The organism is Cupriavidus sp. UGS-1 (assembly GCF_021213615.1).
Taxonomy (GTDB): domain Bacteria; phylum Pseudomonadota; class Gammaproteobacteria; order Burkholderiales; family Burkholderiaceae; genus Cupriavidus.
The window spans coordinates 61,229-85,083 of the sequence record NZ_JAJQJF010000002.1 but is presented as its reverse complement, the minus strand read 5'-3'; the positions used below and the strand labels follow the sequence as shown (position 1 = coordinate 85,083).

Annotated in this window: 24 protein-coding genes; 10 read left to right on the top strand and 14 right to left on the bottom strand. The window is 68.9% G+C overall.

Going from position 1 to position 23,855, the window contains the following annotated elements:
• Positions 1 to 160: 160 nt before the first annotated feature.
• Positions 161 to 1,222 carry a glycosyltransferase gene (locus LRR16_RS02990; RefSeq protein ID WP_082928240.1) on the bottom strand — a complete coding sequence of 354 codons (1,062 nt, stop codon included), beginning with the start codon at positions 1,220 to 1,222 and terminating at the stop codon, positions 161 to 163.
• A 238-nt stretch (positions 1,223 to 1,460) separates the two neighbouring features.
• Between LRR16_RS02990 and LRR16_RS02985 the strand changes: the two genes are divergently transcribed.
• Entirely contained in the window at positions 1,461 to 2,726 is a 1,266-nt protein-coding gene (locus LRR16_RS02985) for an O-antigen ligase (RefSeq protein ID WP_232204765.1), read from the top strand.
• A 36-nt stretch (positions 2,727 to 2,762) separates the two neighbouring features.
• Here the strand turns inward: LRR16_RS02985 and LRR16_RS02980 are convergent, their stop codons facing one another.
• Together LRR16_RS02980 and LRR16_RS02975 are read right to left on the bottom strand one after the other, a co-directional pair.
• Positions 2,763 to 3,806, bottom strand: coding sequence for a glycosyltransferase family 4 protein (locus LRR16_RS02980; RefSeq protein WP_232204764.1), 1,044 nt, complete (start codon positions 3,804 to 3,806; stop codon positions 2,763 to 2,765).
• Positions 3,807 to 3,854: 48 nt separating this feature from the next.
• Complete coding sequence (locus LRR16_RS02975; protein WP_232204763.1) at positions 3,855 to 4,613, bottom strand: glycosyltransferase family 2 protein; 759 nt, start codon at positions 4,611 to 4,613, stop codon at positions 3,855 to 3,857.
• A 232-nt stretch (positions 4,614 to 4,845) separates the two neighbouring features.
• On the opposite strand from LRR16_RS02975, the gene msbA reads away from it, so the two are divergent.
• The 4 genes from msbA (at position 4,846) to LRR16_RS02955 (ending at position 8,482) form a co-directional block, all read left to right on the top strand.
• Positions 4,846 to 6,570, top strand: coding sequence for a lipid A export permease/ATP-binding protein MsbA (gene msbA / locus LRR16_RS02970; RefSeq protein WP_232204762.1), 1,725 nt, complete (start codon positions 4,846 to 4,848; stop codon positions 6,568 to 6,570).
• A 168-nt stretch (positions 6,571 to 6,738) separates the two neighbouring features.
• The gene (locus LRR16_RS02965; RefSeq protein ID WP_232204761.1) at positions 6,739 to 7,365 is read left to right on the top strand and encodes a peroxidase-related enzyme; all 627 of its coding nucleotides are present in this window, start codon (positions 6,739 to 6,741) and stop codon (positions 7,363 to 7,365) included.
• 177 nt (positions 7,366 to 7,542) lie between these two features.
• The gene (locus tag LRR16_RS02960; RefSeq protein WP_223819805.1) at positions 7,543 to 7,815 is read left to right on the top strand and encodes a hypothetical protein; all 273 of its coding nucleotides are present in this window, start codon (positions 7,543 to 7,545) and stop codon (positions 7,813 to 7,815) included.
• Positions 7,816 to 8,119: 304 nt separating this feature from the next.
• Entirely contained in the window at positions 8,120 to 8,482 is a 363-nt protein-coding gene (locus LRR16_RS02955) for a hypothetical protein (protein ID WP_064572990.1), read from the top strand.
• Positions 8,483 to 8,581: 99 nt separating this feature from the next.
• Here the strand turns inward: LRR16_RS02955 and LRR16_RS02950 are convergent, their stop codons facing one another.
• The 9 genes from LRR16_RS02950 to LRR16_RS02910 all read right to left on the bottom strand — a co-directional run bounded on the left by LRR16_RS02950 (position 8,582) and on the right by LRR16_RS02910 (position 16,948).
• The gene (locus LRR16_RS02950) at positions 8,582 to 9,067 is read right to left on the bottom strand and encodes a hypothetical protein (protein ID WP_043439705.1); all 486 of its coding nucleotides are present in this window, start codon (positions 9,065 to 9,067) and stop codon (positions 8,582 to 8,584) included.
• 165 nt (positions 9,068 to 9,232) lie between these two features.
• Positions 9,233 to 10,696: a ribonuclease G gene (rng, locus tag LRR16_RS02945; protein ID WP_023264366.1), complete on the bottom strand. Its 1,464-nt coding sequence runs from the start codon at positions 10,694 to 10,696 to the stop codon at positions 9,233 to 9,235.
• Between the two features lie 170 nt (positions 10,697 to 10,866).
• Entirely contained in the window at positions 10,867 to 11,529 is a 663-nt protein-coding gene (locus LRR16_RS02940) for a nucleoside triphosphate pyrophosphatase (RefSeq protein WP_232204760.1), read from the bottom strand.
• 3 nt (positions 11,530 to 11,532) lie between these two features.
• Positions 11,533 to 12,003, bottom strand: coding sequence for a 23S rRNA (pseudouridine(1915)-N(3))-methyltransferase RlmH (gene rlmH, locus LRR16_RS02935; RefSeq protein ID WP_232204759.1), 471 nt, complete (start codon positions 12,001 to 12,003; stop codon positions 11,533 to 11,535).
• A 31-nt stretch (positions 12,004 to 12,034) separates the two neighbouring features.
• Positions 12,035 to 12,850, bottom strand: coding sequence for a ribosome silencing factor (gene rsfS, locus LRR16_RS02930; RefSeq protein ID WP_232204758.1), 816 nt, complete (start codon positions 12,848 to 12,850; stop codon positions 12,035 to 12,037).
• A gap of 99 nt (positions 12,851 to 12,949) precedes the next feature.
• Positions 12,950 to 13,684 (bottom strand): nicotinate-nucleotide adenylyltransferase, encoded by a 735-nt coding sequence (locus LRR16_RS02925; RefSeq protein ID WP_232204757.1) that lies wholly within the window; start codon positions 13,682 to 13,684, stop codon positions 12,950 to 12,952.
• Positions 13,685 to 13,704: 20 nt separating this feature from the next.
• Positions 13,705 to 14,616, bottom strand: a complete 912-nt coding sequence (hemF, locus tag LRR16_RS02920; protein WP_043440327.1) for an oxygen-dependent coproporphyrinogen oxidase — start codon at positions 14,614 to 14,616, stop codon at positions 13,705 to 13,707.
• A 243-nt stretch (positions 14,617 to 14,859) separates the two neighbouring features.
• On the bottom strand, positions 14,860 to 16,128 hold the full coding sequence (gene purD, locus LRR16_RS02915) for a phosphoribosylamine--glycine ligase (RefSeq protein WP_232204756.1): 1,269 nt from the start codon (positions 16,126 to 16,128) through the stop codon (positions 14,860 to 14,862).
• 94 nt (positions 16,129 to 16,222) lie between these two features.
• Entirely contained in the window at positions 16,223 to 16,948 is a 726-nt protein-coding gene (locus LRR16_RS02910; RefSeq protein ID WP_232204755.1) for a YebC/PmpR family DNA-binding transcriptional regulator, read from the bottom strand.
• Positions 16,949 to 17,285: 337 nt separating this feature from the next.
• Between LRR16_RS02910 and LRR16_RS02905 the strand changes: the two genes are divergently transcribed.
• Positions 17,286 to 18,830 (top strand): helicase HerA-like C-terminal domain-containing protein, encoded by a 1,545-nt coding sequence (locus LRR16_RS02905; protein ID WP_232204754.1) that lies wholly within the window; start codon positions 17,286 to 17,288, stop codon positions 18,828 to 18,830.
• Between the two features lie 217 nt (positions 18,831 to 19,047).
• Here LRR16_RS02905 and upp read toward each other — a convergent pair whose 3' ends face one another.
• Positions 19,048 to 19,698 carry a uracil phosphoribosyltransferase gene (upp, locus tag LRR16_RS02900; RefSeq protein WP_006577223.1) on the bottom strand — a complete coding sequence of 217 codons (651 nt, stop codon included), beginning with the start codon at positions 19,696 to 19,698 and terminating at the stop codon, positions 19,048 to 19,050.
• A gap of 337 nt (positions 19,699 to 20,035) precedes the next feature.
• Between upp and LRR16_RS02895 the strand changes: the two genes are divergently transcribed.
• Genes LRR16_RS02895 through LRR16_RS02880 form a run of 4 tightly spaced genes read left to right on the top strand, consistent with a single transcriptional unit; the run spans position 20,036 to position 23,266 of the window.
• Complete coding sequence (locus tag LRR16_RS02895; protein WP_232204753.1) at positions 20,036 to 20,977, top strand: DMT family transporter; 942 nt, start codon at positions 20,036 to 20,038, stop codon at positions 20,975 to 20,977.
• A gap of 43 nt (positions 20,978 to 21,020) precedes the next feature.
• Positions 21,021 to 21,809, top strand: a complete 789-nt coding sequence (locus LRR16_RS02890) for an SDR family oxidoreductase (RefSeq protein WP_023263585.1) — start codon at positions 21,021 to 21,023, stop codon at positions 21,807 to 21,809.
• 8 nt (positions 21,810 to 21,817) lie between these two features.
• Positions 21,818 to 22,234 carry a methylglyoxal synthase gene (locus LRR16_RS02885; RefSeq protein WP_064573008.1) on the top strand — a complete coding sequence of 139 codons (417 nt, stop codon included), beginning with the start codon at positions 21,818 to 21,820 and terminating at the stop codon, positions 22,232 to 22,234.
• 57 nt (positions 22,235 to 22,291) lie between these two features.
• On the top strand, positions 22,292 to 23,266 hold the full coding sequence (locus tag LRR16_RS02880) for a quinone oxidoreductase (protein ID WP_232204752.1): 975 nt from the start codon (positions 22,292 to 22,294) through the stop codon (positions 23,264 to 23,266).
• A gap of 69 nt (positions 23,267 to 23,335) precedes the next feature.
• Here the strand turns inward: LRR16_RS02880 and LRR16_RS02875 are convergent, their stop codons facing one another.
• Entirely contained in the window at positions 23,336 to 23,629 is a 294-nt protein-coding gene (locus tag LRR16_RS02875) for a YkvA family protein (protein ID WP_006579827.1), read from the bottom strand.
• Positions 23,630 to 23,855: the final 226 nt, after the last annotated feature.

The following is a 23,855-nucleotide window of genomic DNA, read 5'->3' as shown; positions in this document are numbered from 1 at the left end:
GTAGGGGAGAGGGAACAGGGCGGGTCAACGAGCGTCGAGGGTTACAGGAAGCGCCCGCTTCCCTCTCCCCCAACCCCTCTCCCGCAAGCGGGAGAGGGGGGTACCGAAGCCCCTCAACGCTTCACCCTTCACCCCTTCACCCCTTCACCCCTTCACCCCTTCATCCCTTCATCCCTTTCACCAGATTCCCCAGCGCGAAGAACGGCGCATAGATGCCGGGGCAGGCGGCATAGAGGAACATCCGCAGCCGGTGGCCCAGCCGCACGTCACGCGCGCGCAGCAGCAGCCGCAGCCGCTCGCCGTTGCTGCTCGCGGCGAAGATGTCGCGCGTGAAGGTCTCGCGGGCCAGCTTGCCGGCCTTGTGGCGGCGCATCGCGTCGCCGGCGCCGGCCAGCTCGGCGTCCTGGATGAACTGCAGCGTCTCGGCCAGCGAGCTGCGGTTGGTCAGCTGGATGCGCCTGACGAAGTCGGCCGGCGTGCGCCACTTGCGCTTGCCCGAGACGCCGCCGCGGCGATAGCGCACCAGCGGCCGGCGCAGCGTGATGGCGCCGCCGCCGAGCACCGCGCGCAGCGTGGTGATCTGGTCTTCGGAGATCATGCCGGGCGCGATCGGGCCGAAGCGTTCGAACTGCCGGCGCGTCCAGGTATGCGAGGCGCCGATGACGACCGGCGGTTCGGCGATCCAGCGAGCGACGCTGTCATAGATGCCGAGCTCGCTGTGCGCGATGGTGCCGTGGTCGACGCCCTCGTAGTCCATGTCGATCAGGTCGGTGGCGATCAGGTCCGGCTTGCGGCCGTGCGCGAGCCAGGCCTGCGCGACCTCGCGGCAGCGCGTCGGCAGCGAGATATCGTCGCCGGCGGCGACGAAGATCAGCTCGCCGTGCGACAGCTCGACCAGCTGGCTCAGATGCCCGCTGATGCCGAGGTTGACCGGGTTGCGCCGCAGCGTCACGCGATGCGGGCCGGCGTAGCCCTGCAGCGCCCGCTGCGCGGCGGCGAAGGTGTCGTCGGTCGAGGCGTCGTCCGAGACGATGATCTCGAGGTTCGGGTAGTCCTGGGCCAGCGCGCCGGCGATCGCGTCGGCGATGAAGCGCTGCTGGTTATAGGTGATCAGCAGCAGGGTCGCGGACGGCCACGCGCGGTCCCGCGCATTCGCCGCGTCCGCCGTGTCACCTGCGTCCGCCGTCGCCCGCAGCTCGCCGCCATTCGCCGTACCGCTCATCCTCGCTTCCTCTCTGCTTGCCAATCTGCTTGCTGTCCGCTCGCCACCCGCGGGTGGCCCCATCGCGGCAAGGCCGAACGATACCATGCCGATCCGGCCCCCCACGCAGGGAGGGGGCGCAAGGGGCAACGGTATAATGCGCCGCGTGGCGCCCCCCCGGCCGCCCTTTGTTTTCGGCTCATGGCCAATGTGCCCGCCAACGCCGTTCCGGCGCCGATCCGTATTTCACCCCATGAGCATGCATCGTGTTTCCATCGGTGTCGCGGCGATTGCCGCGGCGCTGTCCCCTGTGCTGATGCTGACCCTGCAGGGCGGCACCGGCTACTGCTTCTTCGTCGTGCTGGCCTTCAGCCTGCTGTGGCTGAGCCAGGCCGAGAACCGCCGCCAGAGCCGAGAGCTGTTGCTGCGCTACAAGTGGTACGTCGTGGCGATGACGGCCTATCCGCTGGCAATCGGCCTGCAGGCACTGCTGACCGGCGAGGTGCCGTCACGCGCGTTCGATTCGCCGTCGCGGCTGCTGCTGTCCGTGCCGATCTTCCTGCTGCTGGCCGCGGTGCCGGCCGAGCGGCTGCGGCCGTTCCAGTGGGGCTGCGTGGTCGGCGCGCTGGGCGCGTGCTTCTGGTCCGTGCTGATCCTGTTCTCGCCGGCCGAGTGGGTGATGTCCGGCCGCGCCGGCAATCCCTTCACCAACCCGATTCCGTTCGGCGACACCGCGCTGGTGCTCGGCTTCATGGGCGCGATTCCGCTGGCCGAACGGGGCCGCCCGCGCTGGGAGCAGGTGCTGCGCCTGCTCGGCCTGGCGGCCGGCTGCTATGCCTCGTACGCCTCGGAGAGCCGCGGCGGCTGGATCGCCATTCCGGTGATGCTGTGGGTGCTGCTGTGCCGCTTCGACCTGGCTCGCATGCGTCCGCGCCGGCTGATGCTGGTGTTCGCCGCGTCGCTGACGCTGGGGGCGATGGCCGCGCTCAATACGCCGGTGGTGCAGAGCCGGATTGCCGCCGCGACCTCGGACTTCGAGCGGCTGGCGCAGGGCGATGCCGACACCTCGATCGGCCTGCGGCTGCAGCTGTGGCAGGCGGCCTGGACGCTGTTCGAGCGGGAACCGGCGCTGGGCGTCGGCAAGGGCACGCTGAAGGACAATCTGCAGGTGCTCGCCGAGCGCGGCGAGGCCTCGCCGGCGATCGTCCATCCGCACGCGCACAACGAGCTGTTCTCGACGCTGGCCGAGATGGGGCTGCTGGGCCTGGCGGCGCTGCTGCTGCTGTACTACGGCTCGGCGATCTATTTCTGGCGCCATCGCCATTCGGCCGATCCCGACATCGCCACCGCGGCCGCGATGGGCCTGGTGCTGTCGCTGGGCACGGTGGTGTTCGGCCTGACGATCGACGTCTTCACGCTGGTGATGAACACCGCGTTCTTCGGGCTGACCTCGGCGACACTGCTGGGCATCATCGCCAATCGCACCCGGCAGCTGGAAGCCGCGGCTGCCACCAGGCAGCGCTGAGCGGACCGTAGGTCCCGGACCCGAGGCGGAATTCTCTCAGGCACCACCCAGCCGCAGCAGCGCATCGAGATGCGCCGCCGGTTCCGGGTTGTAGCGCAGATGCCGGCGCGGCTCGGCGATCCGCGCGCCGCCGTCCTTCGACCACGCGGCGGCCTCGCGCATCGCGGCGGCGATCGCCGCCACGTCGCTGCGCGGGAAGCGCCGCGCCACCGCATCGTCCATCACCTCGAGGCACGCGATATTGTCGGCCAGCAGCACCGGCGTGCCGCACAGCACCGACTCGATGCCGACCAGCCCGAACGGCTCGTAGCTCGAGGCGAGCACGGTGAAATCGGCGGCGGCATAGAGCTCGGCCATGTTGGCGCAGTAGCCCAGTTCGCGCACGCCGGGCAGCGTCTTGCCGACCGGCCGGCCGGCGACGGCGAGCGTTGCATCGAGGCCGCTGTCGGCCAGCGCGCGGGCCAGCACATCGAGGCCCTTGCGGGAATGGTCGGACGACGGGAACAGGAACACCGGCGTGTCGCCAAAGCCGAAGCGCTGGCGCAATGCCGCGCGTGCGGGGTCGTCGACCGGACGGAAGCGCGCGGTGTCCACCGGCGGATAGAGCAGGGCGAGCCGGTCGGCCGGCACGCCATAGAGCTCGGCCAGTTCGTCGGCCATCAATCGAGAATGCGCGACCACGCGGCGCGCGGCCGCATAGTGGCGCGATTCCAGTTCGATCTGGCGCCGGTCCCAGAAGGTCGGCGCGCGTCCCGATGCGCGCAGGTAGCCGCGATGGGTGCCGCCGCAGACCGCCAGGTCGGCGCCCACCACGCGGTTGCAGCCGATCAGCAGATCGCAGTGGCGATGCGCGTCGCGCATGCCCCACGAGAACGCGGTGTCACGCATCTTGCCGGGCAGCCAGCGCACGCGCACCAGATGCCGGTCGACCTGGCCGTACTCGGGAATGTCGCCGTCGAAGCGGCGCGCGAACACCGCGGGGCGCTCGCCGCGCGCAATCAGGCCGCGCGCCAGGTCCAGCGCATAGCGTTCGAAGCCGCCGCCCTTGCCGAAGCGGTTGCAGGAGATGCCGATCTTCATGGACACGGATATCGGGACGGGAGAAAAGCCAGGGTCATGGGCGGTCGCTCATTGGCCGCTGGCCTGCTGCCGGCCCAGGTACCACAGCTTCAGGTATTTGTAATAGCTCGCCTGCGCGTTCATCAGCGCGACGCCGAAGCCCTCGGCCCCGTCGAGAATGCTGCGCCGAAGCAGCCAGGTCCGCAGGAAGGCCCACAGGCCGTGGCCCGCGGCGGCCAACGGCGACGAACGCTTGCCGCGGCTGAATGCCTGGCGGGCGCCGGCCGACGAATAGCTGTCGATCTTGCGCAGCACGTCCGAGTAGTCGCGATAGCTGTACTGCGTCAGCGGTTCGCGCAGCCGGCCGAGCCGGCCCTGCACGATCAGGCTCTCGTGCACCAGCGCATCGCTGAAGCGCCCATGGCCGCGGCGCACGAGCCGCGTCACATAGTCGGGATACCAGCCGCCATGGCGGATGAAGCGGCCGCAGAACTGCGACAGCCGCGGCATCTCGTAGCCGTCGGCGCTGCCGCTGGCGATCGCCGCGAGGATCTCGTCGCGCAGCGCGGGGCTGACGCGCTCGTCGGCATCGATGCTGAGGATCCAGTCGCCCGTCGCGGCGTCGACCGCGCGGTTCTTCTGCGGCCCGAAGCCGGGCCAGTCTTCGGTCTGGATCACGCGCGCGCCCATGTCCCGGGCAATCGCCGGGGTGGCGTCCGCGCTCATGCAATCCACTATAATCGCCTCGTCACACCACTTCACGCTCTCCAGACAGGCCTGGATATTGTGGGCTTCGTTGCGGGTGATGATGACGACGGAGAGTTTCATTGACGTGGTCGTATGGCCTGCTGTATGACGCGACCGAGCCGCGATCCGACCGCCATCGGCACGGTATCGCCCCGGTCGAGCGCGGCGCCATTGTACCCCGGCCCCTGCCGGCCTCTGCGCCGGGCCGACCCCGCCGGTGCCCGCTTCCGGTCTCCGGCCCGGGCTCACCGGCGCCTCTGATTATTCCGAAGGAGTGTTCTTGTCCCGCCCATCGACGCCAGGTGTGCAAACCATGCCCGCCCGACTCTGGTCCTACCTGCGCCCGGAGTTGCGCATCTTCATCGCGGCCATCATTGCGATGGCCGTCGTGGCCGCCAGCGAAGGGGTGATCCCCAAGGTCGTCAACGATCTGCTGGACAAGGGCTTCGGCGGCGACTACGCCGGCAAGCTGTGGCATGTGCCGGCGATCCTGACCGGCGTCGCGCTGATTCGCGGCCTGGCGCAGTTCGCTTCCGGCTATCTGCTCAGCCTGATTTCCAATCGCGTGCTGCTGAAGATGCGGCTGCAGATGTTCGAGCGGATGCTGCATGTGCCGGCGATGTTCTTCCATCGCAATACCGCGGCGTCGCTGATCAATGCGGTGATCTTCGAGGTCAACCAGGTGCTGCAGATCCTGACCAGCGTCTTCATCACGCTGGTGCGGGACTCGCTGACCGTGGTCGCGCTGTTGATCTACCTGTTCTACACCAACTGGCGGCTGACGTTGATCGTGGCGGTGATCCTGCCGGTGATCGGCTACCTGATGTCGAAGATCAACCGGCGCCTGCGCAAGCTCAATCGCGAGCACCAGACGCTGACCAACAGCGCCGCCTACGTCGTCGAGGAAGCGGCCGGCGGCTTCAAGGTGGTCAAGCTGCACGGCGGCGAGACCTACGAACTGGCGCGCTTTCGCGCGATGGCTGAGCGGCTGAAGAACTATTCGATGCGGATGGCGGTCGCGGGCGGGCTGAATCAGCCCGTCACCGCGTTCCTGGCGGCGCTGGCGCTGTCGGTGATCATCACCATCGCGATGGTGCAGGCGCAGGGCAATCAGACCACCATCGGTGGTTTCACCGGCTTCGTGATGGCGATGCTGCTGCTGATCTCGCCGCTGAAGCACCTGACCGACATCAACCAGCCGCTGACGCGCGGCATGACCGCCGCCGAAATGATCTTCCGGCTGATCGACGAGCCGGTCGAGCCGCAGCACGGCGGACTGCCGCTGGAGCGCGCGCGCGGCGAGCTGGTGTTCGACCGCGTCGGCTTCCGCTACGGCGATGCCGGGCGCCCGGCGCTGCAGGACGTGTCGCTGCGCGTCAGCCCCGGCGAGGTGCTGGCGCTGGTCGGTCCGTCCGGCAGCGGCAAGACCACGCTGGTCAATCTGGTGCCGCGCTTCTTTGATCCGACCGAAGGGCGCATCCTGCTCGATGGCCAGCCGCTCGATGCGCTGGCGCTGAAGGACCTGCGCCGCCAGATCGCCTTCGTCAGCCAGGACGTGGTGCTGTTCAACGACACCGTCGCCGCCAACGTGGCCTATGGCGTGCACTCGGCCGACCAGATCGACCTGGCGCGGGTCGAACGCGCGCTGGAGGCCGCCTATCTGACCGACGTGGTCAAGGGGCTGCCCGAGGGCCTGCAGACCAATATCGGCGACAACGGCATGAAGCTGTCCGGCGGCCAGCGCCAGCGCCTGGCGATCGCGCGCGCGCTGTACAAGGACGCGCCGATCCTGATCCTGGACGAGGCCACCTCGGCGCTCGATTCGGAGTCCGAGCGCCAGGTCCAGGCCGCGCTCGAATCGCTGATGGTCGGCCGTACCACGCTGGTGATCGCGCACCGGCTGTCGACCATCGAGAACGCCGACCGCATCGCGGTGCTGGACCAGGGCCGCATCGCCGAGCACGGCACCCATGCCGAACTGCTGGCCGCGAACGGCCTGTACGCGGGGCTGCACCGCATCCAGTTCGCCACGCAGTAAGTTGGCCTCGCAGTAAGCCGGCCGGGCAGTAAGCCGGCCGCGCGCTTGGGCGCCGGCCGGCGAGGCTTGGCGTGCCGCCGTGGCTGGCCGATACTGTCGCAGGCCCCCGCACACCGCGCGGGGCCATGCCGACAGCCGGATCAACCGGAACCCACCGAGGAGACCACGATGAGCGAATCGCAGCAAGCCAGTCCGTCCTCGACTGCATCGGCCGACAGGCGGATCAGCCGCTACCCCGTGCCGACGCTGGAGCAGGTGCCCGACGATATCCGCGAGCGGATCCTGACGGTGCAGGAGAAGGCGGGCTTCGTGCCCAATGTCTTTCTCGCGCTGGCGCACCGGCCGGCCGAGTTTCGCGCCTTCTTCGCCTATCACGACGCGCTGATGGACAAGGAGGGCGGGCTGACCAAGGGCGAGCGCGAGATGATCGTGGTCGCCACCTCCGGCGTCAACCAGTGCCTCTATTGCGTGGTCGCGCATGGCGCGATCCTGCGCATCTACGAGAAGAAGCCGCTGCTGGCCGACCAGGTCGCGGTCAACTACCGCAAGGCCGACCTGCCGCCGCGCCAGCGCGCGATGCTCGATTTCGCGATCAAGGTCTGCCAGGCCTCGCACGAGATCGACGAGGCCGATTTCGAGGCGCTGCGCCCGCACGGCTTCTCCGACGAGGACGCCTGGGATATCGCCGCGATCACCGCCTTCTTCGGCCTGTCCAACCGGATGGCCAACACCATCGGCATGCGTCCCAACGACGAGTTCTTCCTGATGGGACGTGTGCCGAAGGCCAAGCCATAAACCGCTTCCGGGACCGGCCGTCTCGCCCGCGCACGGCGGATGCCGTCCGCTCCCGACCTGCAAGGAGATTGCATGCCAAGGATCGTCGACCGATCGTTTGTTTCCTCGCTTCTTTCCTCGTGGCTTTCGCGCCTGACCGGCACCGGCCGGCTGGCCTGCGCCGCGACCGGCGCGGCCATGCTGACCGCCTGCGCCAGCGAACCGCCCCCGGGCCCGCCGCCGCCGCCGATGGGCGGCGCTGCCACGCCGCAAGGCTGCGCCGCCGACAAGCTGGCCGACGACGCGCTGGTCGGCAAGCCCGAGGCCGAGGCGATCGCGCTGCTGGACGGCTGCGCCTGGCGCATCGGCCAGCGCGACGCGCAGCAGTTTCCCGGCACCATGGATTACCGTCCGGACCGCCGCACGCTCGGCATCGCGGGTGGGCTCGTGGTCTGGGTCAAGCGCGGCTGAACGTCTGCATGCCAATGCCGACGTTGGTGGACCAATTGCAATAGGGCGCGGCGATTGCGAAAGCAACCGCGGCGTCGATTGCGGATGATCCGGATCTTGCTTGCGGTGACGGTTCGCCGAACCGGATCACCGCATCCTTCCCCGGTCAATTCGCCAACATCGAGGCTGTCACATGAGAGTCGGGCACCGCGTTAGTCTCCCGCAATCGCCATCGCAACCCACGCGCACGGCGTCCGTGCCGTCCCATCCGGGTCGAGCGCCCCGCAACGCCCCCGCGATTGGCGCCCAGCAAGCCGCGCCGCTGTTGCCCGCATGGCAGGCGCCGCAGGCTCCGGCAGCGCCCCGGCTGGCGGAGCGGCTCAAGAGCGGGCTCTGGTGGCTCGTGCGGGCGCGCGGGATGCCCCAGGCTCCGGTGCCGGGCGCCGGTCGCATTGTTGGCCGCGTGCTCGTCAGGGCAGCGCAGTGCGCGGTGGTTGGCGGCGTCGCCTGTGCCATCGTCATGACTGGCATGGCGATCCCCGCCCTCTTCGCGGCAGCGGGGATCGTTGCGTTGGTGGGGATGTGCGCGGCGCTCGGATACGTGGCCGGCAAGCTGCCTGGCGCGGCTGGCAACGTTGATATGCATCGGCCGGGAACTGGCGGCACCGGCGGCGGTCGGGCCGAATGATCGCTCGCACGGCGCCGGCGACGGTCGCGGTTCGGGCCGGCCGGCGCGCGGCCAAGTTCCGCCCTGATTGCCGCGCTGATTGCCGCCCTGATTGCCGCCCTATTTGACCTGCGCGCACATGCCGCTGCCCGGGTCGAACATCACCGGCCACGCTTCCTCGTAGATTCCCGGCGTGCAGCGCTTCTGGCAATTGGCATGCGCCAGCGTGACGCGCCGCGGATCCTGCCAGACCATCAGCTTGCAGCCGCTGTCGTCGCGTGCCACCAGCTCGATATGCGGGGCCTTCTGGACCTGCCGGAACTCGCTCAGTTCGAAGGCGCACGAGCCGCGGCGCCGCGGCACCCACAGCTTCCAGTTCAACGCATGCACCTCGTTGGCGATCACGCGCACCCGCGCCTCTTCGCGAAAGCCGTCGTCCTCGGTGCGGCTGCAGTAGCCGGCCAGTTCGATCACGCGCGCAGCGATCGGTGGCGGCGGGGCAGGGGTAACCTGGCGTTCGGGCGCGGCCGGCGGCAATGAGGGCGCGCGTTTCGCCAGTTCCTGCACGGGCGCGCAGCCCTGCATGCCGGCAATCGCGATCAGCATCGCGCCGATCCACGGCGCGCCTTGCCGAATCCAGAACTGTCCGGCCGTTGTCGATTGCCGCCCCGTCATGGCCCGCTCCTGCCGTGCTCTTGCTGTATTCGTTATAGGGGATCGGGACGGCAATGACATGCGGTCAGACCCTAGTGGAAATCCGCACCGGGCACGCTACATCAGGATGATGTCGTACTGCTCCTGATGGAAGGTCGATTCGACCTGCAGCGAAATCGGCTTGCCGATGAAGTCGCCAAGCATCGCCATATGCTGGCTTTCCTCTTCGAGGAAGAGGTCGATCACTTCCTGCGAGGCCAGGATGCGGAACTCGCGCGGATTGAACTGGCGCGACTCGCGCATGATCTCGCGCAGGATCTCGTAGCAGACCGTGCGCGGCGTCTTGACCTGCCCCTTGCCCTGGCAGACCGGGCACTGCTCGCACAGCACGTGCGCCAGCGATTCGCGCGTGCGCTTGCGCGTCATCTCGACCAGGCCCAGCTGCGAGAAGCCGTTGACGGTGATGCGGGTGCGGTCGCGCGACAGCGCGCGCTTCAGTTCCGACAGCACCGCGTCGCGGTGCTCGGCGTTCTCCATATCGATGAAGTCGATGATGATGATGCCGCCCAGGTTGCGCAGCCGCAGCTGGCGCGCGATCGTGTGCGCCGCTTCCAGGTTGGTCTTGAAGATCGTGTCGTCGAAATTGCGGGCGCCGACATAGCCGCCGGTGTTGACGTCGATCGTCGTCATCGCCTCGGTCTGGTCGATCATCAGATACCCGCCGGACTTCAGGTCGACGCGCCGCGACAGCGCGCGCTCGATCTCCGCGTCGATATTGAACAGGTCGAAGATCGGCCGCTCGCCGGTGTAGTGCGACAGCCGCGGCAGCACCGCCGGCGTGTATTCCTGCGCGAACTCGACCAGCTTCTGGTAGTTCTCGCGCGAGTCGACCTGGATCACGCCGGTGGCGTCGTTGACGAAATCGCGCAGCACGCGCTGCGCCAGGCTCAGGTCCTGATAGAGCAGGCTGGGCGCCGGCAGCGTGGTGGCGTTGAGCCGGATCGCGCCCCAGATCTTGCGCAGGTAGGCGATGTCGTTGCCCAGCTCCTCGTCGGTCGCCTCCTCGGCGATGGTGCGCACGATGAAGCCGCCGCGTTCGTCCTCGGGCACCAGCCCCTGCACGCGGGCGCGCAGCGCCTCGCGATCGACCTCGCCCTCGATGCGCTGCGAGATGCCGATATGCGGGTCCTGCGGCAGATAGACCAGCGTACGGCCGGCGATGCTGACCTGGGTCGACAGCCGCGCGCCCTTGGTGCCGATCGGGTCCTTGATCACCTGCACCATCAGCGCCTGGCCTTCGAACAGCGTCTTCTCGATCGCCAGCTGCGTGCTGCCGTTGCGGTCCGGCTCGCGCCGGTGCCAGATATCGGCCACATGCAGGAAGGCGGCCCGCTCCAGCCCGATGTCGATGAAGGCCGACTGCATGCCGGGCAGCACGCGTACGACCTTGCCGAGATAGATGTTGCCGACGAGTCCGCGCGTCAGCGTACGTTCGACATGAAGCTCCTGCACCGCGGCCTGCTGCACGATGGCCACGCGCGTTTCCTGCGGGGTGATATTGACGAGGATGTCTTCGGTCATGTTGTGTGCGATCCGTCGCCGGCTGGCTGGCTCCGCCGACGGTTGCCGGTGGCGGCGGAGCAGGTTGGTTCCCTGGATGCCGGGCGGCGCGGTCGGCGGGAGAACCGCGGCCTTTGCCTGATCTGGCTAGGCGTTGCCCGGCGTTGTCCGGACCTGCGCGGCGGTGCGCTTCAGAAGCGCAGACCGGCCTGTCGCAACAGCGACGCGGTCTCGAACAAGGGCAGGCCCATGATACCCGAATAGCTCCCCGCGATCCGCTGCACGAACTCGGCGGCGCGGCCCTGGATGCCGTACGCCCCGGCCTTGCCGAGCGGCTCGCCGCTGGCCACGTAGCGCGCGATCTCGTCGTCGCCCATCGTGCGGAAGCTGACCTCCGAGATCGACAGCGCATGGTGCGCGCCCAGCGTCGAGACCACGGTCACCGCGGTCAGGACCCGATGCGTGGTGCCGGACAGCGCCGTCAGCATCGCGGCGGCGTCGTCGGCATGCTCGGGCTTGCCCAGGATGCGGCCGCCCAGGCAGACCGTAGTGTCGGAGGTCAGGATCGGCGCGTCGGGCAGCGCGCGGCGCTCGCGGCGGCGCAGCGCGGCCTCGGCCTTCAGCGCGCAGACGCGCTGCACGTAGTCGTCCGGCGTTTCGCCGGGCAGCACTGCCTCGAGCGCCTCGGCGTCTTCGTCGTCATCGGGCAGCAGCAGCTGGTAGGAGACGCCGAGCTGGGTCAGCAGTTCGCGGCGGCGCGGACTTTGGGAGGCGAGGTAGAGGACGTCGTGGAGCACGATGGCACGGAAGGGCAAGCCGGGACGAACGCAGCGGCCGGCGCACCGGCTCTGCATGGATCAGACCCGATGGTAAGGGTGGTTTTGCGTGACCGTCCAGGCACGGTACAGCTGCTCGGCCAGCAGCACGCGGACCATGCCGTGCGGCAGCGTCAGGCTGGACAGCCGCAGCAGCGTCTGCGCGCGCGCCTTCAGCAAGGGATCGAGCCCGTCCGCGCCGCCGATCAGGAAGGCGACGTCGCCGCCCTCGCGCTGCCAGCCGGTCAGCTGGTCGGCCAGCTGCATCGTGGTCAGGTCGCGGCCGCGTTCGTCCAGCGCGACGATGCGGCACTGGCGCGGCAGCGCCGCCTCGATGCGTGCGGCCTCGCGCTGCATCACGGTCGCCGCGTTATTGCTGGCGGTGCGCGCCTCGGGCTTGATCTCGCGCAGCACGATGCGCAGCTCCGGCGGCATGCGCTTGGCATACTCGGCGAAGCCGGCTTCGATCCAGGCCGGCATCTTGTGTCCGACCGCGACGATCAGCAATTGCACGGCGGCGCGCTACTGCGAGGGCGGGCCTGGCTCAGGCCGAGCGGGTGGCGCGCTTGCGCGGTGCCGCGGTCTTGGCGGCGGCGCTGCGCGTGGTGGTGGTCCTTGCCGCGGTGCGGGTGCCCGTACCGGTTGCCGTCTTTGCCGCCGTCTTGGGGGCGCTCCTGGGGGCGGTCTTGGCCGCAGTCTTGGCCGCAGTCTTGGTCGCAGTCTTGCGCGCGGCGCCGGTACCGCTGCCGGTGCCCGTGCGGGCCGGCGCCTTGCGCGCCGGCGCGGCGCCGCTGACGCTGGTGGTGCGGGCGCGGGCGACAGGCTTGCGCTGCGTCGCGATCGCGTCCGGATCGGTGTCCTCGTGACCCATCGGCGGCGACGGTTCCTTCATGCCTTCGGGCAGCCGGGCCAGTGCCGGGCGTTCGCCGACCGCGCGGCGCGTGCGGGCGCGCGGTGCGTTGTCTTCCTCGTCCTCGTCGATCGGCTCGCTGGCCTTGATCAGGCCCTTGGCCGCGCTGCCGAGCTTCATCCGCACCGGCTTGTCGCCCCAGATCTCTTCGAGGTTGTAGTACTGGCGCAACTGCGGCTGCAGGATGTGCACCACCGCATCGCCGCAGTCGACCAGCACCCATTCGCCGGTCTCCATGCCTTCCACCGCGACGATGTGGCCGCCGGCTTCCTTGACGGTGTCGCGTACCGAGGCGGCCAGCGCCTTGGTCTGCCGGTTCGAGGTGCCGCTGGCGATCACCACGCGGTCGAACAGTTCGGTCAGGTGCGAGGTGTCGAACACCTTGATGTCCTGTGCCTTGACGTCCTCGAGGCCATCGACGATGGCGCGTTGCAGTTTGCGAATATCCATGGTGCCTTGGTGGTGCCCTTGTATTTGGTCAGCGAGGGATCGGTGGCCGTGGCCGCGTCCCGGGCCAGTGCCAAGGCCGGCCCGGTTCCACGGTCCTGCTCAGTCCTGGCGATAGAGTCCGTGGGTGGCGATGTAGTGTGCCACGCCCGGGGGGAGTTGGTCATCCGCGCGCTGGCCCGCCGCGAGGCGCTGGCGCAGGGCGGTGGAGGAGAGGTCGACGGCTAGCGTCTGGTCGATCCACATCCGGCCGGAGGGCGTGGATTGTATCAGGTGCGCGTCGGCGCGGCGTTGGGCCAGCGCGTCGCGTACCGGGCCGTCGAGCTGGTCCAGCGCGAAGCCGGGCCGGGTCGCCACGCACAGATGGACGTAGTCGAGCAGATCCTGCCAGCCATGCCAGGTGTGCAGGCGCAGCAATTGGTCGGCGCCCATCAGCCAGGCCAGCGAGGCCTCGGCGCCGACCTGCTCGCGCAGCTGGCGCACCGTGTCGATGGTGTAGCTGGGGCCGGCGCGATCGACTTCCATGCGGCTGGCGTGGACCCGCGCCGGCGCGTCGGCCAGCGCCGCGGCGGCCAGCTCGGTCATCGCCAGCCGGTCCGCGGCCGGCGTCACATCGTTGCCCTTCTGCCACGACTGGCCGGTCGGGATCCACAGCAGCTCGTCCAGCTGCAGATGCTCGATGCACAGCCGCGCCAACGCCAGGTGGCCGACGTGCGGCGGATCGAAGGTGCCGCCGAGGATGCCGAGGCGCCAGGGGCGGCCGTGCGGGGCCGGATAGGGATCGTCGGCCGGGGCCGGCCGGATCGGCGCGCTGGCGGCGGGGCGGGTGGTGTTCATCGGTGAGGTTCGGAGCCGGTTCAGACCCAGTCGCGTGCCGGCAGGAAGTCGGTGTACAGCGCCGCTTCGGCGCTGCCCGGCTCGGGCTGCCAGTCGTAGCGCCAGGCAGCCTGCGGCGGCATCGACATCAGGATCGATTCGGTGCGGCCGCCCGATTGCAGGCCGAACAGCGTGCCGCGGTCGAACACCAGGTTGAATTCGACATAGCGGCCGCGGCGATAGGCCTGGAAGTCGCGTTCGCGCGGGCCATAGGGCGTGTCCTTGCGCGCCTGCAGGATCGGCAGGTAGGCGTCGAGGAAGCCGTCGCCGACCGCGCGCATCATCGCGAAGCTGTCGTCGAAGCCGAGCGCGGAGAAGTCGTCGAAGAACACGCCGCCGACACCGCGCGCCTCGCCGCGATGCTTCAGGAAGAAGTAGTCGTCGCACCAGCGCTTGAAGCGCGGATACAGCTCGGCGCCGAAGGGATCGAGCGCGCGCTTGCAGGTCGCGTGGAAATGCCGGCAGTCGTCGGCATGGCCGTAGTAGGGCGTCAGGTCCATGCCGCCGCCGAACCACCAGACCGGCTCGGCGCCTTCCTTGACCGCCAGGAAGCAGCGCACGTTCATATGGACCGTGGGCACGTAGGGATTGCGCGGATGGAACACCAGCGACACGCCCATCGCCTCGAAGCCGCGGCCGGCCAGTTCGGGCCGGTTGGCGCTGGCCGACGGCGGCAGCGCGTCGCCGCGCACGTGCGAGAAGCCGACGCCGGCGCGCTCCATCACCGCGCCGCCTTCGAGGATGCGGGTGCGGCCGCTGCCGCGCAGGCGTTCGGTCGGCGGCTTTTCCCAGGCATCGGTGGCGAACGGCTGCCCGTCGATGGCGGCGACGGCCTCCGTGATGCGGTCTTGCAGATCCAGCAGATAGGCGCGGACCGCCTGGGAATCGATCATCAGCATGGTCAGGATTGTAGCCGCTGCCCCGTCATGGTGCGGCGGGACCGGCACGCGGGGGGCTGCCTCAGGGCCTTTTTCCCCTCTCCCGCGTGCGGGAGAGGGGTGGGGGAGAGGGCAAGGGCGGTGGCGTCACGACGATATTCGAAACCACCTCCTCTCCCCGGCCCTCTCCCCCTGAGGGGGAGAGGGAGAACAACATCGGCTCGAGCCATGTCGGCGAGCCGACGGAGCACCGATTCGTCAGCGCTTGATTGCCCGATATCCGATATCCGAGCGGTACTGCATGCCGTCGAAGTGGATCTGCTGGGCGGCCGCGTAGGCCGCGCGCTGCGCCGCCTTGACGGTATCGGCCAGGCCCACCACGCACAGCACGCGGCCGCCGGCGGTCAGCAGCTTGCCGTCGGCCAGCGTGGTGCCGGCGTGGAAGGTCACGCTGTCGTCGGTCTCGGCCGGGATGCCGGTGATCAGGTCGCCCTTGCGTGGCGCATCCGGGTAGCCGTGCGCGGCCATCACCACGCCCAGCGCGGTGCGGCGGTCCCAGTCGAGTTCCACCGCGTCGAGCCGGCCATTGACCGCGTGCTCCATCACGTCGAACAGGTCGGTCTTGAGCCGCGCCATGATCGGCTGCGTCTCCGGATCGCCCATGCGGCAGTTGAATTCGAGCGTCTTCGGGTTGCCTTCGCTGTCGATCATCAGGCCGGCGTAGAGGAAGCCGGTGTACGGGATGCCGTCCTTCTCCATGCCGCGCACGGTCGGCATGATGATTTCGCGCAGCACGCGCGCATGCAGTGCCGGCGTGACCACCGGTGCCGGCGAATAGGCGCCCATGCCGCCGGTATTGGGGCCGGCATCGCCGTCGAGCAGCCGCTTGTGGTCCTGGCTGGTCGCCAGCGCCAGCACGTTGGCGCCATCGACCATCACGATGAAGCTCGCCTCCTCGCCCTCGAGGAATTCCTCGATGACCACGCGCGCGCCGGCATCGCCGAGCTTGTTGTCGGCCAGCATCATGTCGACCGCGGCGTGCGCCTCTTCCAGCGTGGTGGCGACCACCACGCCCTTGCCCGCGGCCAGGCCGTCGGCCTTGATCACGATCGGCGCGCCCTGCGCGTCGATATAGGCGTGCGCCTCGCCGGCATCGGCGAAGGTCTGGTAGGCGGCGGTCGGAATCTGGTGCCGGTGCATGAAGGCCTTGGCGAAGTCCTTCGACGACTCGAGCTGCGCGGCCGCCCGGCTCGGGCCGAAGATACGCAGGCCCTGCGCGCGGAACACGTCGACGATGCCGGCCGCCAGCGGCGCCTCGGGACCGACCACGGTGAAATGCACGCCCTCCTGCCGGGCAAACTCGGCGAGCGCCGCCGGATCGGTCACCGGGACGTTCTGCAGCCGCTTGTCCAACGCCGTGCCGCCGTTGCCCGGCGCCACGTAGACGACCTGCACCTTGGGCGACTGGGCCAGTTTCCAGGCCAGCGCGTGTTCACGTCCGCCCGAGCCGACAACCAATACTTTCATGATCCACTGCCAGAAGATAAAGCTTTGGGGAGGGCGGCCGCCGCATTGCGTGGGCGGCGGCCGCCGGGGAGAGGGGAGGGGCGGAGGCGCCGGCTCAGTCCTCGATCACCGCGTTGGTGAAGACTTCCTGCACGTCGTCGAGATTTTCCAGCGCGTCGAGCAGCTTCTGCATCTTGACGGCATCGTCGCCGGTGAAGCTGACTTCGTTCTGCGGCTTCATCACGACGTCGGCGACCTCGGCCTTGAAGCCGACCGCTTCCAGCGCCGCCTTGACGGCGCCGAAGTCGTTGGGCGGGCAGGTGACCTCGATCGCGCCGTCCTCATGCGTCACGACGTCGTCGGCGCCGGCTTCGAGCGCGGCTTCCATCAGCTTGTCCTCGGGCGTGCCCGGGGCGAACAGGAACTGGCCGCAATGCGTGAACATGAATGCCACCGAACCCTCGGTGCCCATGTTGCCGCCGTGCTTGGAGAAGGCGTGGCGCACTTCGGCGACGGTGCGGGTGCGGTTGTCGGTCAGGCAATCGACGATGATCGCGGCGCCCGACAGGCCATAGCCCTCGTAGCGGATTTCCTCGTAGCTGGCGCCTTCCAGACCGCCCACGCCGCGCTGGATCGCGCGCTGGATGTTGTCCTTCGGCATGTTGGCGTCCGTGGCCTTGTCCATGGCCAGGCGCAGGCGCGGATTGGAGTCGGGATCGCCGCCGCCAAGCTTGGCGGCAACGGTGATTTCCTTGATCAGGCGGGTCCAGATCTTGCCGCGCTTGGCGTCGGCGGCGGCTTTCTTATGCTTGATATTGGCCCATTTGGAATGACCGGCCATGTTTCTCTCCGAGGCGGAACAGGTACGCGAGGCGCGTGCAGCGCGGCAAGGGCAGCATGGCCGAAGGTTGGCGGCCGGGCCGGCGGACGTTCGAAGACGCCCACGGCTTGTTGCGATGCACGCGCCGGGTGATGGAATCATCAGCGGCAGGCCATGACTGCTGGCAATCACTGCTGGATATAATCAGCCCGGGATTTTATCACGCGCCCCCGCGCGCCAGACCGCCGGCCCGGCCCTTGCCGTGCCGGTGCAAGGCGGGCCGGAATGGCGCAACACCAGCCGCACCATCGCTTCATCAGCGCATCGTCATCGCCTCGTCATTCACCGGAGCCCCAGCATGGCCGACCCCATCGTTATCGCCAAGAATGCCCAGCACGAACTGGCCCTGCTGCCGCAGATGGGCAATCGCCACGGCCTGATCACCGGCGCCACCGGCACCGGCAAGACCGTGACGCTGCAAACGCTGGCGCAGGGCTTCTCGCGGCTCGGCGTGCCGGTCTTCATGGCCGACGTCAAGGGCGACCTGACCGGCATCTCGCAGCCGGGCCAGCTGTCCGACAAGCTCGGCAAGCGGCTGGCCGACCTCGGCCTGCCCGAGCCGGTCTGGGGCGCCTGCCCGACCACGCTGTGGGACGTGTTCGGCGAGAAGGGCCATCCGGTGCGTGCCACCGTGTCGGACATGGGCCCACTGCTGCTGTCGCGCATGCTCGAGCTCAACGACACCCAGCAGGGCGTGCTGAACCTGGTGTTCCGCATCGCCGATGCCAATGGCCTGCTGCTGCTCGACGCCAAGGACCTGCGCGCGATGCTGCAGTACGTCGGCGACAACGCGTCGCAGTTCACCACCGAGTACGGCAATATCTCGGCCGCGTCGATCGGCGCGATCCAGCGCGGCCTGGTCGCGCTCGAATCGCAGGGCGCCGACGTGTTCTTCGGCGAGCCGATGCTGAACCTGGACGACTTCATGCAGACCGACAAGGGCCTGGGCATGGTCAATATCCTGGCCGCGGACAAGCTGCTGCACGCGCCGCGGCTGTACGCGACCTTCCTGCTGTGGCTGCTGTCCGAGCTGTTCGAGAAGCTGCCCGAGGCCGGCGACCTCGACAAGCCGAAGCTGGTGTTCTTCTTCGACGAGGCCCATCTGCTGTTCAACGACGCGCCGAAGGCGCTGCTCGAGAAGATCGAGCAGGTGGTGCGGCTGATCCGTTCGAAGGGCGTCGGCGTGTACTTCGTCACGCAGAATCCGATCGATATTCCGGACACCGTGCTGGGGCAGCTCGGCAACCGCGTCCAGCATGCGCTGCGCGCGTTCACGCCGCGCGACCAGAAGGCGGTCAAGGTGGCCGCCACGACGATGCGCGCCAATCCCGAGCTCGATGTGGAGAAGGCGATCGGCGAGCTGGCGGTCGGCGAGGCGCTGATCTCGCTGCTCGACGCCAAGGGCACGCCCGGCATCACGCAGCGCGCCTGGGTGCTGGCGCCGGGCAGCCGCATCGGTCCGATCGACGAGGCCGAGCGCAAGCAGCTGCTGGCGTCGTCGCTGGTGGCGGGGACCTACGAGAAGGCGGTCGACCGGGAATCGGCCTACGAGCGGCTCAAGGGCAGGGCCGTGCAGGACGCGGATGCGCAGGCTGGTGCGCGGAACGGCGGGCAGGCAGGAAGCGAGCCCGCGCAGCAGCAGGCCGCCGATCGCGGCTGGCTCGACGAGGCCGGCGATCTGTTCGGCGGACTGACGCGCGGCACCGGCAAGAGCGGCCGCGGCGATTCGATCCTCGAATCGATGGCCAAGTCGGCGGCGCGCACCATGGGTTCGCAGGTGGGCCGCGAACTGATCCGCGGCGTGCTGGGCAGCCTGCTGGGGTCGGGGCGCAAGCGCCGGTGACGTTTGCCCTTCCCCCGGCCCCTCTCCCGCAAGCGGGAGAGGGGAGAGAAAACCGGGTGGCGCTTCGATGTTCGTGGAACGGACTGCCCTGTTCCGCTCGCGTGAAGCAGAGAAGAAAAAACCGGCGGCGCTTCAACATCTGTGGGGTGGCTCCCTCTCCCGCGCCGCGGGAGAGAGGCTGGGGGAGGGGGCAAGGCGCCTCCCCAACCCCTCCGCCTCAGTTCTTGGTACCGAACAACCGGTCTCCCGCATCCCCCAGCCCCGGCACGATATACGCGTGCTCGTCCAGATGGCTGTCGAGCGAGGCCACGTACAGCTTGACGTTCGGGTGGGCCTTCTGGAAGACCTCGACGCCTTCGGGCGCCGCCACCAGCGCGACGAACGTGATCGCCTCGTCCTTGACGCCGCGGCGCTTGAGCACATCGACCGCGTGCGCCGCCGAATAGCCGGTGGCGACCATCGGATCGCACAGGATGAAGCTGCGGTCCTCCAGGTCGGGCAGCCGCACCAGGTATTCGACCGGACGATGATGCTCGTCGCGATAGACGCCGATATGGCCGATCCGCGCCGACGGGATCAGCTCGACCAGGCCGTCGCTCATGCCGACGCCGGCGCGCAGCACCGGCACGATGGTCAGCTTCTTGCCGGCGATCACCGGCGCGTCCATGCTGACCAGCGGCGTGTCGATATGGCGCGTGGTCAGCGGCAGGCTGCGCGTGATCTCGTAACCCATCAGCAGCGTGATCTCGCGCAGCAGCTCGCGGAAGGTCCGCGTCGACGTGTCGCGGTCCCGCATATGCGACAGCTTGTGCTGGATCAGCGGGTGGTCGAGGATGAACAGATTGGGAAAACGCGGATCTTGCTTCATGGCGGGTAGCGGCAGGGCGGGAAGGACGGGGCCTGGATCGGGCGCGGGGTTCGGTCGGCAGGCCGTTGGTGCGGGATTGTAATGGATCGACTCCATGTCGTCCCCGCGCAAGCGGGGACCCAGTGACTTCGCGCCCTGGCGGCGATCAAGACGCTGGGTCCCCGCCTGCGCGGGGACGACATGGCCGCCATCCGATGCCTTTGCGCCTTTTGACATACAATCCTCGCGTCTGTCCGGCGGCATTGTCGGGCGGCAATCCCAAACATTTCCGATGTCATGCCCTTGCCGCGCCCGCCTGTCGGCGGCCCTGCGCGGACAGGCCGTTTGCACCATACCCGTGCCCGCTTCCCAGAAATCCCTCGCCAGCCCCGCCAGCGCTTCCGCCGGCGCGCGGCAGCGCACCGGGCTTGCCGTCGCCGCGATCGGCGCGGTGCTGTTCTCCGGCAAGGCCATCGTCGCCAAGCTGATGTACCGCTACAACGTCGACGCCGTGATGGTGATCACGCTGCGCATGCTGTTCGCGGTGCCGCTGTTCATGGCGATCGGCTGGTGGCAGTCGATGCGGCTGCCGCCGCTGTCGTGGAGCGACCGCGCCCGCGTGCTGATGCTCGGCTTCATCGGCTACTACCTGTCGAGCTTTCTCGATTTCCTCGGCCTGCAGTACATCACCGCGGGGCTGGAGCGGCTGATCCTGTTCCTGACGCCGTCCTTCGTCGTGCTGGCGACCGCCTTCGGCTTCAAGCGCCATATCAGCCGCCAGCAATGGATCTCGCTGCTGCTGGCCTATGCCGGCATCGTGCTGGTGCTCGCGCACGACCTCGACGTCAGCGGCAGCCAGGTGTGGCTTGGCGCCGCGCTGGTGCTCGGCAGCGCGCTGACCTACGCGGTCTATCTGATCGCCAGCGGCGAGCTGGTGGCGCGCATCGGCTCGCTGCGGCTGGTCGCCTATGCGATGTGCGTGTCGACCGCCTGCTGCGTGGTGCAATATCTGGTGCTGGGACGCCCCTGGGGCGAACTGCTGCAGCCGGCGCCGGTGATGTGGCTGTCCGTGATCAACGCGGTGTTCTGCACCGTGTTGCCAGTGTCGCTGACGATGATGGCGGTCGCGCGCATCGGCGCGCCGATGGCCTCGCAGGCGGGCATGATCGGTCCGGTGTCGACGCTGTTCCTCGGCTTCTGGCTGCTGGGCGAGCCGATCACCGTGGTGCAGCTGGCCGGCAGCGCGCTGGTGATGGGCGGCATCTATCTGCTGTCGCGCGGCAAGGCCGCGCGGGCTTGAACACAGGCGTGAATACAAACTAGCGAATCAAGGAGAAGGGAGCATGGATTTCGGACTGCGAGGCAAGCATGCGCTGGTGTGCGGCGCGAGCAAGGGCCTGGGCTTTGCCTGCGCCGATGCGCTGGCCGCCGAGGGCGTCGATGTGGTGATCGTCGCGCGCGGCGCCGAGGCGCTGGACAAGGCCGCCGCCGACCTGCGCGCGCGCCATGGCCGCCGCGTGATCGCGGTGGCGACCGACATCACGACGCCGGAAGGCCGTCAGCAGGCGCTCGACGCCGCGGCCAAGCTCGGCGACCTCGACATCCTGGTCAACAACGCCGGCGGTCCGCCGCCCGGCAACTTCCGCGACTGGAACCGCGAGGACTGGATCGCCGCGCTCGACGCCAACATGCTGACGCCGATCGAGCTGATCAAGGCCACCGTCGACGGCATGATCGCGCGCAAGTGGGGGCGCATCATCAACATCACCAGCGGCGCGGTCAAGGCGCCGATCGATGTGCTGGGCCTGTCCAACGGCGCGCGTTCGGGCCTGACGGGCTTTGTCGCCGGCGTGGCCCGCGAGGTCGCCCAGCACGGCGTGACCATCAACAACCTGCTGCCGGGGCCGTTCAATACCGACCGGCTGTACAAGACGATGGAAGGCGCGGCGAAGAAGGCCAACCTGACCGTCGACGAGGTCGCGCAGCGCCGCGCCGCGCAGAACCCGTCGCGCCGCTTCGGCGACCCGGCCGAGTTCGGCGCAACCTGCGCCTTCCTGTGCAGCAAGCAGGCGGCCTACATCACCGCGCAGAACATCCTGCTGGACGGCGGCGCCTACCCCGGCACCTTCTGAGCGCGCGCATGACGACCATCCCTGTCGCCGCGGTTCCGCCGCGCATCGCGCTGATCGCGCACGACCGCAAGAAGGACGATATCGTCGCCTTCGCCCGCCGTCACCGCGACTTCCTCGTGCATTGCGAGCTGCTGGCCACCGGCACCACCGGCGGCCGGCTGATCGACGAGGTCGGGCTGTCCGTCACGCGCATGCTGTCGGGCCCGTGGGGCGGCGACCTGCAGATCGGCGCGCAGCTGGCCGAGGGCCGGGTTGCCGCGGTGATCTTCCTGCGCGACCCGATGACGCCGCAGCCGCACGAGCCCGATATCAACGCGCTGGTGCGCGCCTGCGACGTGCACGACGTGCCGTGCGCGACCAATGTGGCGACCGCCGACATGCTGATCGCCGAGATGCGGCGGCGCGCCGAGGCGCCGGCGGCCTGAGCCGGTGCGGCATCGCCGCGGCGCTTCCATCCGATCATCCCCAAGGAGAACCGAACCATGAGCAAAGCCATCCGCATCTTCGAGAACGGCGGTCCTGAAGTGATGCAGTGGGTCGACGTCGAGGTCGGCGAGCCGGGCCCGGGCGAGATCCGCATCCGGCAGGAGGCGGTCGGCCTGAACTACATCGACGTCTATTTCCGTACCGGGCTCTACAAGCAGCCGCTGCCCGGCGGGATCGGCATGGAAGGCGCCGGCGTGGTCGAGGCGGTCGGGCCGGGCGTCACGCATCTGCGCGAGGGCGATCGCGTCGCCTATGCCGGGCGTCCCACCGGCGCCTATGCGCAGGTCCGCGTGATGCCGGCCGATATCGTCGTCAAGCTGCCGGACGATATCTCGTTCGAGCAGGCCGCCGCGATGATGCTGCAGGGCATGACCGTCCAGTACCTGGTGCGCGACACCTACCGCGTGCAGCCGGGCGACACCGTGCTGCTGCACGCCGCCGCCGGCGGCATCGGCCTGATCGCGTCGCAATGGCTGAAGGCGCTGGGCGCCACCGTAATCGGCACCGTCGGCAACGACGACAAGGCCGCGCTGGCGCGCGCGCATGGTTGCGACCATACCGTCGTCTATACGCGCGAGTCGTTCCTGGACCGCGTCAAGGAGATCACGGGCGGCAAGGGCGTGGCCGTGGTCTACGACTCGATCGGCAAGGACACCTTCAACGATTCGCTGGACTGCCTGGCGCCGCGCGGCACCATGGTCAGCTTCGGCAATGCTTCCGGTCCGGTGCCGCCGGTCGATATCTCGGTGCTGGGCGCCAAGGGCTCGCTGAAGCTGACGCGGCCGACCATCATGACCTATGTGACGCAGCGCGAGCTGCTCGAGCCGATGGCGGCCGAGCTGTTCGACATCGTGCGCAGCGGCAAGGTCAGGATCGAGATCCGCCAGCGCTATCCGCTGTCCGAGGTCGCGCAGGCGCATCGCGAGCTGGAGGCGCGCAAGACCACCGGCTCGACCGTGCTGATTCCGTAAGCTCGTCGCTAGTTGCAACGAAAAAGGGCGCCAGTTCAGTGGCGCCCTTTGTTTTTTGTTCCTGCGAGGTCAGTGCGGCCTGACCGTGGTCGACTGCGTGCGCATCTGCGCTTGCCGCAGGATGTGCGGTGGCAGGCGCTTCAGGATCAGGTGTACGGCCAGCGGGATCAACACCAGGTCATCGACGATGCCCAGTCCCGCCACCACGTCCGGGATCAGGTCGATCGGCGACAGCGCGTACAGCACCACGCCGATCACCGCCGGCTTGAGCCAGCCGGGCGCGTCCGGATGCCGCAGCGCATGCCAGAGCAGGCGCCCATCGCGCCGCGCGAGCGTCCAAAGCGCCGAGAATCGTTTCCACATGAGAGGCCTCCTTCACACTGTGCACCCGCGGCTCGAAATGCGCGGCACGACAACAGGATAGCTTGGGCCGGTTCGCCGCGGTTCAAGTTCCCGGGGGCGGATGTGGCGAAAGACTGAAAGCAGGAAGGGAGGGTCTGCGGAACGCAGGGATCGCGCAAGGGAGGGTTTGCAGAAGGGCGGGTTTGCTCCCCTCTCCCGCTTGCGGGAGAGGGGCTGGGGGAGAGGG

What these genes read in the sequence shown, in the direction of transcription:
- LRR16_RS02890 (WP_023263585.1), top strand. Translation starts at nt 21,021, where the DNA reads ATGGATTTCGGACTGCGAGGCAAGCATGCGCTGGTGTGCGGCGCGAGC.
- LRR16_RS02905 (WP_232204754.1), top strand. Translation starts at nt 17,286, where the DNA reads ATGGCCGACCCCATCGTTATCGCCAAGAATGCCCAGCACGAACTGGCC.
- msbA (WP_232204762.1), top strand. Translation starts at nt 4,846, where the DNA reads ATGCCCGCCCGACTCTGGTCCTACCTGCGCCCGGAGTTGCGCATCTTC.
- LRR16_RS02925 (WP_232204757.1), bottom strand. Translation starts at nt 13,684, where the DNA reads ATGAACACCACCCGCCCCGCCGCCAGCGCGCCGATCCGGCCGGCCCCG.
- rng (WP_023264366.1), bottom strand. Translation starts at nt 10,696, where the DNA reads ATGACCGAAGACATCCTCGTCAATATCACCCCGCAGGAAACGCGCGTG.
- LRR16_RS02960 (WP_223819805.1), top strand. Translation starts at nt 7,543, where the DNA reads ATGCTGACCGCCTGCGCCAGCGAACCGCCCCCGGGCCCGCCGCCGCCG.
- LRR16_RS02910 (WP_232204755.1), bottom strand. Translation starts at nt 16,948, where the DNA reads ATGGCCGGTCATTCCAAATGGGCCAATATCAAGCATAAGAAAGCCGCC.
- LRR16_RS02980 (WP_232204764.1), bottom strand. Translation starts at nt 3,806, where the DNA reads ATGAAGATCGGCATCTCCTGCAACCGCTTCGGCAAGGGCGGCGGCTTC.
- hemF (WP_043440327.1), bottom strand. Translation starts at nt 14,616, where the DNA reads ATGATCGATTCCCAGGCGGTCCGCGCCTATCTGCTGGATCTGCAAGAC.
- LRR16_RS02975 (WP_232204763.1), bottom strand. Translation starts at nt 4,613, where the DNA reads ATGAAACTCTCCGTCGTCATCATCACCCGCAACGAAGCCCACAATATC.
- LRR16_RS02885 (WP_064573008.1), top strand. Translation starts at nt 21,818, where the DNA reads ATGACGACCATCCCTGTCGCCGCGGTTCCGCCGCGCATCGCGCTGATC.
- LRR16_RS02985 (WP_232204765.1), top strand. Translation starts at nt 1,461, where the DNA reads ATGCATCGTGTTTCCATCGGTGTCGCGGCGATTGCCGCGGCGCTGTCC.
- LRR16_RS02950 (WP_043439705.1), bottom strand. Translation starts at nt 9,067, where the DNA reads ATGCTGATCGCGATTGCCGGCATGCAGGGCTGCGCGCCCGTGCAGGAA.
- purD (WP_232204756.1), bottom strand. Translation starts at nt 16,128, where the DNA reads ATGAAAGTATTGGTTGTCGGCTCGGGCGGACGTGAACACGCGCTGGCC.
- rsfS (WP_232204758.1), bottom strand. Translation starts at nt 12,850, where the DNA reads ATGGATATTCGCAAACTGCAACGCGCCATCGTCGATGGCCTCGAGGAC.
- upp (WP_006577223.1), bottom strand. Translation starts at nt 19,698, where the DNA reads ATGAAGCAAGATCCGCGTTTTCCCAATCTGTTCATCCTCGACCACCCG.
- LRR16_RS02880 (WP_232204752.1), top strand. Translation starts at nt 22,292, where the DNA reads ATGAGCAAAGCCATCCGCATCTTCGAGAACGGCGGTCCTGAAGTGATG.
- LRR16_RS02940 (WP_232204760.1), bottom strand. Translation starts at nt 11,529, where the DNA reads ATGCAGAGCCGGTGCGCCGGCCGCTGCGTTCGTCCCGGCTTGCCCTTC.
- LRR16_RS02875 (WP_006579827.1), bottom strand. Translation starts at nt 23,629, where the DNA reads ATGTGGAAACGATTCTCGGCGCTTTGGACGCTCGCGCGGCGCGATGGG.
- LRR16_RS02990 (WP_082928240.1), bottom strand. Translation starts at nt 1,222, where the DNA reads ATGAGCGGTACGGCGAATGGCGGCGAGCTGCGGGCGACGGCGGACGCA.
- LRR16_RS02965 (WP_232204761.1), top strand. Translation starts at nt 6,739, where the DNA reads ATGAGCGAATCGCAGCAAGCCAGTCCGTCCTCGACTGCATCGGCCGAC.